The sequence below is a fragment of the Bacillus sp. FSL K6-1338 genome, from assembly GCF_038006965.1.
GTDB lineage: Bacteria > Bacillota > Bacilli > Bacillales > Bacillaceae_G > Bacillus_A > Bacillus_A thuringiensis_S.
Map to the genome: position 1 here is coordinate 3,010,231 of NZ_JBBOWI010000001.1, position 13,951 is coordinate 3,024,181.

Sequence of the window (13,951 nt, forward strand, 5' to 3'; positions counted from 1 at the left end):
AATTAAATCTAGGCACTCTCTTCTTTCTCTTCTTTCCCTTCTTTCACATATTTCTTTTCATTTTCCGTTTTTTCTCCGTCTAGGTTCCTACTATTTTCATTTATTTCGTAATCCTTTTCATCTTTTTTCTTTTTGTTACTTTCGTTTTCTGTTAAGTCTTTAATGGTAGAAATGACAACTGGTGTGGCTGTAAGCAATTGTGGTAATGTTTGTTTTGCAACATTAGCTGCAGTTGCAGAGAATTGTTTACTTGTCTCAGTTACCTTCTCCAATGTTTCCTTTATGTTTCCTTCTTGTAGTTTTTCTTTTACGCTTTTTCCTTTTGTTTGTATAGCTTTCCGATTTTCTTTTTTTAATAGGGAGACGATGACTCCGGTCGTAATCCCAATCACAGCATATTTAAATATTGTATGTTTCATTTTTCTCACCCTTCTCTACTTTTATTTTCTTCAATGCTACAACTTAAAATAATTACCTTACCTATTGCAATCTATTAGAGAAAATGATAGGTTTGCGACTTCCTATCACTCGCCATTGGTGTTTCAGCTGTTACTAGGAGTAAAATCCTCCCTTGATCTAGCTTTTCTTCATATAAGTTAGCTTCCTCCTTCGACAATCCCATTTCTTCCATTTGATTTCGAAGTTCGTCCCCTTTTTTGGAGAAAAAGTTGATAATACTTGTTCCCAATCCTTGTTCTTTTACTCCAATCGTATTTGTGTTTGTATCATCCGCAATCTTTTTTGTTAGATGTTTTTCATGTGTTAAGACATACATGTCATCTTGGTGAATCCCTTGCAATTCTAGCTCTTTTACTTTCATAACTACTTCCTGTTCATTTTCATATTCATGAACCACCGGTTTTCTTTCATTCTTGTGCATTGTATTTTTCCTCCTTTAAATTTTTTATTTTTTTATTTAGTTGTTATGTAATATGTAATACACCTATTTTAAAGATGTTAAACCTAAATTTTCAAAAAATTTCATAAAATAAGTTATAAATGTTTTTGAATATCACAGCGATGTCACGAGAAGTTTGCTTTGATAAAAGTGCTACAAATAACGATTTGTTTGGAAAGCAAGCCCATTGTTTTATAGAAAATTTCTATTTAGAAAAAGTTACAAAAGGAGTACAAGATATTTTTTTCGTTAATTAAATCCTAGGAAAATAAAAAAGCACTCTTTTTAAAAGAGTGCTAAAAAACATATAACCTAATAATGTTTCTAGTTTGATTACAGAAAGAAAGTCTTTATTAAAACATATAGTTGCTAATTTAATTGCGATCTTCCTTGCACCCAAGCAGCAATGTCATTTATAACATACTCAGGGATATTAGCAGGACTATAATATTCATCCGGTTTACTTATTTCTCCATCACCTTCTGTAAAGAAATGATTTAACTTCGGATATAGTCGATAATCGACGTTATCTCGTTCTTTTAATTGTTCTTTCCAAAGAGGAATTTCGATTTTTGATTGAACTTGATAGTCTCTTTCCCCTTGAATAATAAGAATCGGTGTCTTTTGTTCTTTTGACATTTCGGCTGCTTTAATTTTTCGGATAGAATCCCAAAATATTGCTGATCCTAAGTAAAAATCTTTTGGGGGATTCTGACTAGAGAAATTTGGATCATTTAATAATTCAAATTGTGCTTTGTAGAATTTATATTCATCTAGATTCATTGCTCCAATAGAAAAAAGGTACTCAAATTGATCTAAAACAACGTCTTGGATCGTACGAGCTGGCCCACCCATTACAATTGCCCCAGCAATATTATTATTTTGGTCTTTTTCAATCATTTTCGGAAGCATCATTCCACCTTGACTATGACCAAGAATATATATTTGATTCTTATTTATTAGAGGCTCATTTTTAAGAAATTGAGTTACAAAAAGAGCATCATCTGTTGTCTCTTTATCAACTGTATAAAAGGGACTAAATTGTGTTTTCAACCCATGTTCATAAGTTCTTTTATTATAGCGAAGAACAGCAATTCCCTTCGATGCAAGACCTTCAGCTAAATCGCGAAATGGTTTTAAAGCAAACGCTGTTTCATCCTGATCGGTTGCTCCTGATCCTTGAACAAGAATAACCGCTGGAAAAGGACCCTTTCCTTTTGGAACCGACAATGTTCCTGGTAATGGAAATGCACCACTTCCAACTACTACTTCTTTATCAACAAATGATTCAGGCTTACTATATGATGGACGCTCTGCAACAGGACTAAACGACATGCTTAGTTGAAAATCGTCTATTTTTCCAGATGGATCTAGTTTAATTAGTAAAGGTACAGTCATTTTTTCAAAAACTAATTGAATCTCCACATTTGTATGAACAGGATTTGTCTCTTTTTGTGTAACCTCTCCAATTTCTATAAAAGAACCTGCTTGTAATTGTACTGGGAGTCCCTCCCAATAGCTCTTCAGCCATTCTTCGGATATTATTTTCTGTAATGACCTTGAGGTTAAATCAAATGCAGATTTATAATCTTCACTATTCATATGACGAATAAATGAAAGAGTAGTAGATATAATAGGATTTTCATCATCACTATTGTCTACTTTTTTTATAGTTGTGTTTGCTTCCTTTAATTTCGAAATAAATTGATGGTTAAACGGATAATTATATGTATCAGGATATAAGCTTGTTTTCAATACTTCCGTATTCCGTCCCTCATACAAACTTGAAGAACTCGTAAAATTTTCAGGTAAAATTACTTCCTCCGCATATGAGACTGAGGGAATTGTTATTGAAAAAATCGCACTAACAAGTAATAACTTATTACTTGTTCTTCTTTTCTTACCCATACTTATTGATTCTCCTTTCAAAATTTAAAATTTCTAATACAGTATGCCAACTATAAGGAAAATAAAAATTATCAAAGAGATTAATAATCTATTTTACGATCCCCCCTAACTAATTAAAAATCTATCATTAACAAACTTCAATAAAAAATGCCCTCCCCCTCTTTTTTTATTGTTGGATTTTCCAAGGACTTAGAAGCACAGCACTAATTTACATGTAAATGACCCATGAGATTCTCTGTTTCAAAAGAAAAAAGCACCCCACTAGATGCTTTCTTTAATTGTTCTCACTCTCATTTATTTAGTTAATTCTCTTATTACTGTAAAATAAATTTATTCTATTTCCTAAATCTCACTTATTTCTTAATTCACTCATACCAATATAAAACCTAATAACCTATCCTCAAAAAATAAAGAAAACAGGTTATTTGGCTATTCATTCCGTAAGCTTACTGCTCAAGTTAGTCTTTTTTCACACGGTTAAACTTTATTAAGAAAACCTTAAGGAATTTCCCTCTATATTTATAAGAATTTTTTTCTATACTGAATCATGTAAATGAACAAGAGGAGAAACGATCATGAAGAAATTTGTAATTTGCATACTAGGAATAGGCCTCCCTATATACTTACTACCTTTCATATTACGCGGAGATTTAGACAGATTTAATCCGATTGCTGAAGAAAAGAATGTATATGCCGTTGCGAAAGGATATGGTGTTCCAGATTATCATCATAAAGGAAGAGCTATGTACTCACTAAAAGGTGTTGATGAATTAAGCAATGAAAAAGAATATAAAGTTGGAACGAACACGCCTAATGATTTTACAAGAAAAATTTACTTAAAAATTCATGTGAAAGGTAAGTATGTCTATTCCTACGATATTATTTCTGAAAAGGACATTCCAGAGAAAATAAGGGGACAATTGGAGATAGCAAAGAAATAAAAGAGCCAATTCGTACGAGTTGGCTCTTTATTATCGCTCCCATCTACCGTTTGGAGAATTCTTTCGATCGATTTATTAAGTTCGTTATCATTGTTTTAACAACCATTCTTCAATTACTTTAACTGTTTCATCCCGTTGTGCTTTTGACGTAATTAAGCTTGCATTATCACCTTTTTGCTCACCATACATGCCAAAATGAGCATGGTTTCCGCCTTTTATCATGTGCATAGTTGTATTCTTTGACATTAACTTTTTATTGTTCTCTATTTTTTCTACAGTTGCTAAAGCATCTACTTCTCCATAAATAGATAACATTGGAATCGATTTTGTAGAGAAATCATCTGCAGGATAAGAGCCTAAGAAAATGATCCCATCTACCTTGTCTTCATTCTGAAAGGCATACTTAGAAATCATAGCTCCGCCCATTGAATGTCCAGCAACGTACCATTTTTGAACTTCAGGGTACTGTTCAATTACACTATCTACCGCATTGATTCCAAGTATCGCTAAGTTTAATGGTAACTTAGGCATTACTACAAAATACCCATCTTTTGCAAGAGCTTCTCCTAAGTAACTATAAGCTTCAGCTTCTACTTTAGCACCTTGATAAAAAACAACCCCTATTTTAGCATCTTTCTGTCCAAAAACTATATTATCTTCATCTTTTTTATCATTCACTAACGACAAAGCCTCTTTCGTTGGTTTGTAAGTAAACTGGGACCAAGTAAAAAAAGTAATACTCCCTATAAGTAAAATACCAAGTAAAGAGTACAGAACAATTTTCATCCATTTCTTCATATGTATGACCTCCCTAAGATGTATATATTCTATACTTTAGATTATCATTAATAAACATAAAAACTCGAGCATTTTTATTGTGCTCAAGTTTTCATTTACGTCTTTAATTTATACTATAAATTGTCCAAGATAAATATGTAGCAAATGCAGACCATAAAAAATATGGAATTAGCAACCATGTCGATACTTTAGATAAATTGGAAGAAAACATAATGAGAAGTAACGTAGTAATAGCGACTAGTAAACAGTCTACTGTTGCTAAAAACAAATTTTTTTGACTGAATTGAAAGTAGCTGAACGCTTGATTGCACATATAATTTAAAAGGAATACAAACCAAAATGTTTTTGGCTTGAATCCATAGTTGTTGTAAATAATTGCAACTGATAATGCAATAAGTCCAAATAATACAGCCCATATCATTCCGATTGTCATACCAGGAGGTGTCCAAGACGGCTTTTCTAACGCATCATACCAAGTACGATCAATAGGGAATAAAACACTAGAAACATAAAACAAACCATATGTTAGTAAAAATACTATAATACTAGATTTTTTCATAAACATTCTCCTTTTTACTAGAAGATTATAGAAACTTTATATGATTAGTATGCCCTTGTAATGGATAAATTTCTAATATTTAAATTTCAAATACATATCGTTTAATCTATTTTATACGAACTCTTTCATACTTTTATATGCACACAGTGCTCTCTCTCTTGCTGCCTTATGATCAACGACTGGCAAAGGATATGTATTACCAAGCTTTATATTGGCCTTTTGTAAAATATGCTCAGGTGCTTCCCAAGGTTTATGTATATACTTATTCGGTATATCTCTTAATTCTGGTACCCATTTTCTTATATACTCTCCATTTTTATCAAACTTTTCTCCTTGTGTGATAGGATTAAAAATACGAAAGTACGGTGATGCATCTGCTCCACTTCCAGCAACCCATTGCCATCCCATTGTATTATTTGCAATATCAGCATCTAGTAGTGTATCCATAAACCATTTTGCTCCTTCTTGCCACGGAATTAACAAATGCTTTACAAGAAAAGAGGCTACAGCCATTCTTGTCCGATTATGCATAAAACCTGTTTTCCAAAGCTCCCGCATTCCCGCGTCAATAAACGGATAACCAGTTTCACCTTTTTGCCATACTCTTAATAACTCCTCTTCCTTATTCCACGGAAAATGTTCAAAGTTTTTATTAAGAGGTTTATATACTGTAAACGGATAGTGATATAGCAAATAATAAGAAAACTCTCGCCAAATTAATTGGCGTATAAAACTATTCACTTGTTTTTCAAAAAGACTACATTGTCTTTCGGTACTTTTATTTATTAAGTAATGATACATTAACTTCACTGATATTTGGCCAAATGAAAGATATGGCGCCAACATCGAATGAGCATTTTGATTTGGAAAATCTCTTCCTTCACTATAAGAGGCTAATTTGCTAGAGAAAAATTTCTTGAATGTTTTGTATGCCCCTTCCTCTGTAGGCTCCCATATTGATTCAATATGAGATGTCCACGGTATAGTTGGCAGCAAGTGTAATTCTGAAACAGATAAGCTTGCTGGTAAAGAGCTTCCCCATTTTATACTCTGCACTTTGCTAATAGGTTTAGGTATTACCTGCTTTTGAAATGCATTGTAAAAAGGCGTAAACACCTTATATTCAGTGTTGTCCTTCTTTTTTATAATCCACGGTTCTAATAATAAATGCGAATTAAATTCCTTACAAATAATACCTTTATCTTCTAACATCATTTTCATTTTTTGATTAGATTGTAATCTGTCCGGATCATAGCAAATATTCCAATATACAGCCGTTATATCTAATTGTTCTATGAGAGAAAGTATTTCTTCCTCCGTACGTCCTTTACGAATTATTAAAGTAGAGCCCAATGCCTCAAGTTGCTTCTTTACATCTATTACAGCATGGTGTAACCACCACTTTGCCGCACTTCCTATTGAAAAAGTTTCATCTTGTACATATACCGGAAGAACCTCCCCGGACTGAACAGCCTCAAATAGAGCTGGGTTATCATATAAACGAAAATCTTTTTGAAACATAACGATAATTTTGTTTTGCATGGCTACCTCTTCTGATTCTTAAAACATAATAAAATTTATTATACAACAGCAATTTATACATAAGAATTTATTTGTCTTTAATAAATTAGTTAACTTTTTCAACTATTTTATTAGTAGGAATTTTAACAACCGTTTCTTTTTCCCCTATTCTATCAATCTTGAAACCATGAACTTTAACATCAGACGGTACTAGTGGATGATGACAAATCATATCTATACTCTTCTCAATATTTTCACTAACATTTTCTTTTCCACTTAGCCATTCATCGAGGCTACCACTTGAAAATTCAGGCATGCAATTTTTAAAGAGATAGTCTAATTCTATATTATCTTTTATGAAATCACGTTGAGTTTGTAGATTAACTGAAGACGTTTCTTTATCCTCTATTCCGACAACAAAAATTTCTTTAACATTTTCTTGATAAATAGCAATAATAATAGATCTCATTATATCTCCATAAGGATGTACAATTACAGAATCATAGCTGTGTATAGTCAACATGTTTTCTTGGTGAATGTTAGTTACTTGTTGGATACTAGGCTCTATTCCGTGTTCAATGTCTGTTAATAATAAAACTTTTTTATTCTTTGAATTCATATGGAGCACTCCTTCTTCATTATTGTATTTATGAAACTTTTAAGCTAGTAACAATAATAATTGTTACCAGTTTTTCCAGCGTCCCTCTGGATCAACACTTGCAAGTCTAACCCATCCATTTTGAACTTTTTCTCGAAATGTGAAATCATTATTTAACAAACGTTCTATATATTCAATAGGTGCTTGAATGACAATTAGTAAACGAAGTGGTGAATGATACGTCTCACTATCTGACTGCATAACCGATTGCCAAGGTAAGCCTGGCAACAGGTCACTTGCATTCCCTTGCATAACACCGAGACCTGCCGTTACAGTTTGGGTTGTTTTGTTTCCACTACCATAATAATGAGGTGCTACAGTTGAAGCGTAATATTGTAAATTTATCCACTGAGCTACTGTTCCTGGTCCTGCAATAATGTTAGCTAATATATCGCCACTTTCATCCTGTTTCCAATCATAATTATGGAGGAACGCCCTACCTTCTAAGTCACAATCTTGAGTTAATTCTCGTTGCCCGATAATAAAAGATGCATTACGAGCTAATCCCCATTCTGGACGTATTTCACTCCAATCTTCTGCAAATCGATGTGCCTCTTTACTCGGATTTTTTATTTTCGTTTTAAAATTTGGTAATTGCGTTAAACGCTCTCTATTTGCATGTTGGCTCACATTTGGCATAATCGACTCGATACAATCAAATGCTTCTTGCGCAGCTTCCGAAAGTTCCGGGACGTAAATCCATTCCAATTCGTCCACTGTTGTTTTATGTTCAGCTGCTGCAAAAATGGTGTCCTCAGGAATTTTAATACCTTCAGCAGCCAATGCCTCTCTTACTTCTGGAAGATTACATAAAGTAGCAAAAACTCTTGCATTGAATCCCCCTGCTGCTCCGCCACAAGCACCACACTCAAGTGCTGCAGCATAAGGATTGTTCGTACTTTGACTACTATGTCCGCACATTACAACTAAAGGAGCAAATTTTTCTGTCAGTCCCACCATTTTTAAAGCTTGACGCACATAGTTCACTTTTTCTTCTTTCGTAAAACCGATAGGTATCTCGCCCTTTGTGTCATGAACATGATTAAGTGAGAATGTTGTATCAGGTTTTTGTAACATAGTTTTACGAAGGTTACGAATGAAAGCACCAACTCCTCTTGGGACAAAGCTTCTTGTCACCATTTGTAGACCAAATAAAGGACCACTTAACTCAGGTAGCGCCATACTCGTCAGTACGTTCTGTTTCATCGTTTTAAATGTATAACGTACCGAACTGCCTACCCTCTTACGTTGCTCATAAGATTTAAGTTCATTTTCATTTGTGAGCTCTTTTATTTGATGTTTCGGTTTGAGTATAACTGGCAAAGAAGGATGGTTGTTATTACTACCTAGTTCACTAGTTGCAATTGGTAATCCAAAGAAACCAGCTATTCCAAATGTTTCAAACGGACCTAATTTTTCAAGGTGGCGACGAAACGGTTCTGAACGTACATCAATACAGAATGCTAATTGAGCTAATACACGCTTTTTATCATTAGTTGCACGTTGTTTAGAAGCAATCTTCTTCCTTAATTGCTCTGCATGCGTCTGTTCCCAAGCTTCCAGCCAAAGTTTCCTACGAATATTTTCATCAAAACGATAAGCGAATACTAATAATTCACTTTGTTCAGCAGCAGGCATTTGTAACCATTCCCGTGTTGAAATATTCCCCCAATAGATCCAAGAAGCTATAAGCGGGACGATTGCAACTTTTTTCTCAACCTTTTGATTTTTTAAAGGTAAATAAGGCTTTGTAATAGCCAGCTCCATAGAAATTCGAACTGCTAAATATTCTATTAGGAGTTCCTGTTCCTGAATTGATTGTTGTGAACGCCATCGTATCATTCCTGCCCACCCAGGCAAAGAAAGTAAGTGCCCTTCAAGGTAAGCTTGTATGTTAGATTCAGAAATTCCTAGTTCAGATAATGCTCTCGCTAAAGCTACTTGGGCATCTTGTGGCCAATCTTTTAAAACTTTACGCTCATTTTTACTGAGCGCTGGATCAAATGTAATAAGGTGTTGCCATGCACGATAAAAACCTTTCTCTCGATTTGGCATCGTCCAACTTGATCCGGAGTCATCAAGATATAATTTACACCATTTAATGATATGATAATTAAGAATATCAGATAGGTTTTCACTATTTCGATTTTCTATAAGCGAACTTATTGGCTGCATAACAGAGGCTTTCATACTTGTTGTATTTATATATATCATTTCTTCTGCCAATTTATTTAATTCTGTCGATGATAATAAACTAGAAGGTAATTTTTCTAACTTTAAAGCTGCTTGGCAAAATCGCTCTGCTTTCTCTCGCGGAATATTAAAAGATTGTGAATCCAGCCAACGAGACAAACTCATTTGTAAAAATGATTCCTCAATCTCACCTTTCGCTTTTGCCGAATGAATCATGGAGGCACTAGGATAAATATCCACATTACGAGCTTCTTTTAACCAATTTGCGACTTGTTCAAATGATTGCTTTTCAAGTCCCATCCAAGGGTGATGAGCTGCAAACGTAGAGATAGGCCAAAGTGGCGCAATAACACGGCTAGCAGATGCAACTAAATCATTTATAGTATTTTCTTGCATATCAATGTTTGTATCTTTCTTTAATATTGACGGTATGCTCATCACGAATTACCTCCCTTTGATACATAATGTTTCAGATAGCTTGGGTGACTTTCTACTGACTTTCTTCTCGCCTCACCTACTCGAACTAACCAAAGATAAAGTACAGCGAATAAAGTAGAAGATTGATTACGAGTAACGAAAGTACTAATAACACTACTAAATAGTAAAATACATATAACAAAGATAACGGCTGGAGCTGAAGGTTGAACACTTTGATACATGTCAGTATGCAACCATTTGTAAAGAGAATTATGAACGGTAAAGTAAATGAGAGAAAATCCAATCAAAACAATTACGCCAGCAATTCGTCCCATTCTTCCCTCTCCAAAAACAACAAGCTGTTTCCATGAAAAGTATAGTGACCAGCCTAAGATTAACGCACTAACTAGTTGATACCCCTCTCCAGAAGTCATAAACCAGAAAGTAATTGCTATAAATAATCCTAAAACACGTCCGACCATAATCCATAAATTGGACATCTTTTCATTAGACTGCTTCACTACCCCAAAACGTTCTACTGAAGAACCAGCTTGTAAAAACAGTGTAGCTTTAAACAAACCATGTAAAATTAAATGAATAACAGCCGCTAAATAGGCGCCTAATGCACATTGAATAAGCATAAATCCCATTTGTGCAATAGTTGAACCTACTAGCTGACGTTTATAATCAACTTGGACTAAACTAATTCCTGTACCTATTAAGACAGAAATACTAGAGAAAATTAGTAAAATTATTTGTGCAATATCATCATGAAAAAGAGTTGAAAATCTAGTTAACATGATACCGCCAGCATTTACTAAACCCGCATGCATAATAGCAGAAACAGGAGTTGGAGCTACAGCTGACTCAATTAACCATCTTTGAAAAGGCCATTGTGCTGCTGGAATCATCACCGCTAATATAATTAATAAGTTAATTCCTGTTCTCTCCAATGTTCCATGTAGCGCTACATTTTCATTCGTTAAAACTGACGTTAACTGCCACTGTCCAGTGCCTTGAAACAACCAAATGATAGCTGATAGCAACGCAATCCAACTTATTGTAAATAAATAGCCAGAGATTTTAGTTGCTTCACTAACTACTTTCCAACCTTTATTTAGCCCTATGAGTAGAACCAATCCTATAAGCGTTGCTCCCCAACAAATGATCATTAAACGAAGATCATCACTTAACCATGCAACCGAAGATACACCTGTAGTAAATGTAAAAAGTAAAAAGTATTTTCGATATGAGCGGTCTCCCATTAAGTAACGTACAGAAAAACGCTGAATGATTAAACCAATTGTAAGAACAAAGAAAGCCATTAACCAAGCTAAAGTATCTAGATGCCAAGGCCCCACAACTCTATCTCCATTGTTATTAACAAGTGCGAGTAAAGAAATCAATGAAGGCAAAGCAGCGATACCAATATGGATATGAACAAAACGTAAAGGTATCCTTGCATGTAAAAACAATAATCCACTTAGCCAAGAAGCACTAAGCGCCATAAAAAATAATGTTAACAGTGTTGATGAACTCAGCGAAATTAACATGTTAAATACTCCCTTCTAAGCGAAAATAACCTATAAAAATTCCTTTTAATTAAGATGATTTTTTAAATTTCAATTTTCATTCACTCTTTTTAGTGCATCGTTTTTTCCCATAAAAAAAACCGACAACTTCCATAATTCAATGATTTTATATCATCATTGAATTATGGAGATTGTCGGTTTCCCTTCAACTAACTTCAATAAAGTTTTTTGAAGAGCTCCCATTTTATAGAGGATAATAATGTATGTATTACTCCTGTTAAAAAGAAATGTATATTTCTGATCTCCTAGATTATGCAATCAATATATCAATTTATGTTATACGCTATCTTTTAATTAAGAAACTTTTTCATTTAGTCAATATTACATATTAAAAAAATGCTAAAGCCTTAATTATAGCAAACTGTTAAAATGAGCATCTATCAATTTTTTAAAACAATTATAATATAAACCATATTAAGCAGTTTGTCAATTTCTTTATCCGTTTTTTAAGAGTTATTAGAATTAAGATTTATTATACCTAAATAACTTCAAGTTTTTAATTATTAGCCTGTTAATAAAGTGCAAAACTTGTAGGTTTCTTAATCCTTCCACTAACCTTAAGGTATTTTTAAAATTTCTCCTCAAGATTATGAAGCAATTTAAAAATCATTACTCGTTCGCCTGTACGGGAGCTTATATCCGTATGAAAGCTTTTCACTTTCTCTCCAGTTAATTCTAGTATAATCTCTTTCAGATCATCAATTCCAGATTCAACTAGCTCCGAACGATTCTTCTTTATCGTTAGCATACCGTCTTTTGTTTCGCAAACACTATATTCAGCCGGCGTTAAAACACCTTGTAAATTTACGATAATCATATCCCGTAATATATCTGTCTTAACGGATATAGACCCGCGTCCTAGGTAGTCCTTTTCCCAGTGAGTAATTGCTTTGCTTATCTCTGATTCAATAGAGCCTTTTGAGTTTTTCATCTTTGTATCCTCCTTCAATAAAATGTAATTACAATAACAATATAATAATCTGGATTGATTTTATTTTCAATTATTGAGAAGAATTTATAGGAATCGTTGTCATGTATCCTTTAGTATTAAAGTGAATTTTTATATTGCAATATACGTTTTTTTGATTATCTCCAACATAATACTCTTACTATAAAGACTCTGTTGCATACATTTCTAAAAAGGACATTCCGGAGAAAATAAGAAAACTCTTGTAACGTAATATACAAACGAAAAAGCCGATTTCTTTATAAAATAAGAAATCAACTTTTGGCTTAGTTATTGATTTAGTAATGGAAAACACCTTTTTAAGATAATTATGTTTATACTATAGACGTTGATCTTTCTGGAAGTTTAGTTGAAAATGATCCGCTTCATTGTATACCCCGAATTCATATCCTTTTTCCTTATAAAATTTAATAATTTCAGGAAGCGCTTGTAATGTTTGTGGTTTTTCATGCATTAGAACTACTTCCACATCTTCTGTTGTTGTACGCTTTACATTCTCTATAATTTGCTGTGGATTACCTTTTAATTTCCAATCATTTGAATCTATCGTCCAATCCCAAACTTTTATTCCTGCTTCTACAATTTGGTTACGAATTTCCTCGCCCTTTAATCCTGGTGCAGATCCATATGGCGGACGAACTAGTTTAGGAGTTGTACCCGTAATATTATGGATAAGAGCTAACGTTTCTTTCATCTCCGGTACAAATTGTCCTTTTTTGTATAACTTATCACTATTATGTGTCATACTATGAGCACCAATATAATGTCCTTCTTTTACCGCTCGCTTTACGTTTTCCTGAAAAGCGGTATTCTGTAAATTGCTACCTTGCATAAAAAATGTCGAAGCAACATGTTGCTCTTTTAGTACATCTAAAAATTTCCCAGTTAATTCGCTAGGACCGTCATCGAATGTTAAATAAACAACCTTTCCTACCGGTTTTCCATCAGGTCTTTTCTGTTTTGCTGGTGGTGTTTCCTTTTTCTTTTCTTGTTGTTGCGTATTAACTTGATTACTACTTTCATTAGCTACTCCCTTCGCTGGGATAGAGTTCCATTTCCCAATTAAAAAGAAGGTGAAAAAGGTCGTTGCTAAAACAACCCCTAGAGATAGTATTGCCTTAGTTCCTACATTTATTTTTTTCTTATTTTGTGATTCTTTCATTATGTTTCGATCCTTTCCCTACTAATTTTCATATTCATTATTTATACAGCTAAGCATTAACTCCAGTTGATATTTACAATAAATAGATTAATAGAGGAAGGTGAAGATAAAATGCAGATAATGTCGAAATTAGTTAAAGAATAGCGTACTGCATCCACTCTTTAGAAAAATATTATTTTCTCTAATACAGTTAAATTTGAAAACTGGATATACATCCAAAATAAAAAATACTACTCTTTCTAAACAAAATTTTTATATCAAGATAATAGTATGCTGTTATAAAGATAAAATACTGAGTTAGCCATACTATTGAAATTCTATTATAATTTTGTAATTG

General features: G+C 33.4%; 13 protein-coding genes. 2 read left to right on the top strand and 11 right to left on the bottom strand.

Annotation, left to right across the window (positions count from 1 at the left end; all coding sequences use genetic code 11):
* Positions 1 to 8: 8 nt before the first annotated feature.
* Both NZ044_RS15475 and NZ044_RS15480 read right to left on the bottom strand, forming a co-directional pair.
* Positions 9 to 419 carry a hypothetical protein gene (locus tag NZ044_RS15475; RefSeq protein ID WP_000683212.1) on the bottom strand — a complete coding sequence of 137 codons (411 nt, stop codon included), beginning with the start codon at positions 417 to 419 and terminating at the stop codon, positions 9 to 11.
* 74 nt (positions 420 to 493) lie between these two features.
* On the bottom strand, positions 494 to 880 hold the full coding sequence (locus NZ044_RS15480; protein ID WP_118961677.1) for a general stress protein: 387 nt from the start codon (positions 878 to 880) through the stop codon (positions 494 to 496).
* A 119-nt stretch (positions 881 to 999) separates the two neighbouring features.
* Here NZ044_RS15480 and NZ044_RS15485 point away from each other — a divergent pair, with 119 nt between their 5' ends.
* The gene (locus tag NZ044_RS15485) at positions 1,000 to 1,155 is read left to right on the top strand and encodes an acyl dehydratase (RefSeq protein WP_098506796.1); all 156 of its coding nucleotides are present in this window, start codon (positions 1,000 to 1,002) and stop codon (positions 1,153 to 1,155) included.
* Positions 1,156 to 1,267: 112 nt separating this feature from the next.
* Here the strand turns inward: NZ044_RS15485 and NZ044_RS15490 are convergent, their stop codons facing one another.
* Entirely contained in the window at positions 1,268 to 2,806 is a 1,539-nt protein-coding gene (locus NZ044_RS15490; protein ID WP_340949843.1) for an alpha/beta hydrolase, read from the bottom strand.
* 575 nt (positions 2,807 to 3,381) lie between these two features.
* Between NZ044_RS15490 and NZ044_RS15495 the strand changes: the two genes are divergently transcribed.
* A complete protein-coding gene (locus tag NZ044_RS15495; protein ID WP_000714889.1) occupies positions 3,382 to 3,747 on the top strand; it encodes a YxeA family protein in 366 nt (121 codons plus the stop codon).
* A gap of 87 nt (positions 3,748 to 3,834) precedes the next feature.
* Here the strand turns inward: NZ044_RS15495 and NZ044_RS15500 are convergent, their stop codons facing one another.
* The 8 genes from NZ044_RS15500 to NZ044_RS15535 all read right to left on the bottom strand — a co-directional run bounded on the left by NZ044_RS15500 (position 3,835) and on the right by NZ044_RS15535 (position 13,614).
* A complete protein-coding gene (locus tag NZ044_RS15500; RefSeq protein ID WP_098506797.1) occupies positions 3,835 to 4,545 on the bottom strand; it encodes an alpha/beta hydrolase in 711 nt (236 codons plus the stop codon).
* A 103-nt stretch (positions 4,546 to 4,648) separates the two neighbouring features.
* Complete coding sequence (locus NZ044_RS15505; protein ID WP_000749748.1) at positions 4,649 to 5,104, bottom strand: TspO/MBR family protein; 456 nt, start codon at positions 5,102 to 5,104, stop codon at positions 4,649 to 4,651.
* 111 nt (positions 5,105 to 5,215) lie between these two features.
* Entirely contained in the window at positions 5,216 to 6,646 is a 1,431-nt protein-coding gene (locus NZ044_RS15510; protein ID WP_001179983.1) for a cryptochrome/photolyase family protein, read from the bottom strand.
* Positions 6,647 to 6,731: 85 nt separating this feature from the next.
* Positions 6,732 to 7,244, bottom strand: coding sequence for a carbonic anhydrase (locus tag NZ044_RS15515; RefSeq protein ID WP_086390639.1), 513 nt, complete (start codon positions 7,242 to 7,244; stop codon positions 6,732 to 6,734).
* A gap of 63 nt (positions 7,245 to 7,307) precedes the next feature.
* Positions 7,308 to 9,914: a DUF2309 domain-containing protein gene (locus NZ044_RS15520; protein WP_086397093.1), complete on the bottom strand. Its 2,607-nt coding sequence runs from the start codon at positions 9,912 to 9,914 to the stop codon at positions 7,308 to 7,310.
* A complete protein-coding gene (locus NZ044_RS15525; protein ID WP_016098681.1) occupies positions 9,914 to 11,446 on the bottom strand; it encodes an NADH dehydrogenase subunit 5 in 1,533 nt (510 codons plus the stop codon). The genes NZ044_RS15520 and NZ044_RS15525 overlap by 1 nt, the downstream gene beginning before the upstream one ends.
* Before the next feature lie 607 nt (positions 11,447 to 12,053).
* Entirely contained in the window at positions 12,054 to 12,416 is a 363-nt protein-coding gene (locus tag NZ044_RS15530; protein WP_016098682.1) for a DUF2294 domain-containing protein, read from the bottom strand.
* 355 nt (positions 12,417 to 12,771) lie between these two features.
* The gene (locus tag NZ044_RS15535; RefSeq protein ID WP_081144015.1) at positions 12,772 to 13,614 is read right to left on the bottom strand and encodes a polysaccharide deacetylase family protein; all 843 of its coding nucleotides are present in this window, start codon (positions 13,612 to 13,614) and stop codon (positions 12,772 to 12,774) included.
* Positions 13,615 to 13,951: the final 337 nt, after the last annotated feature.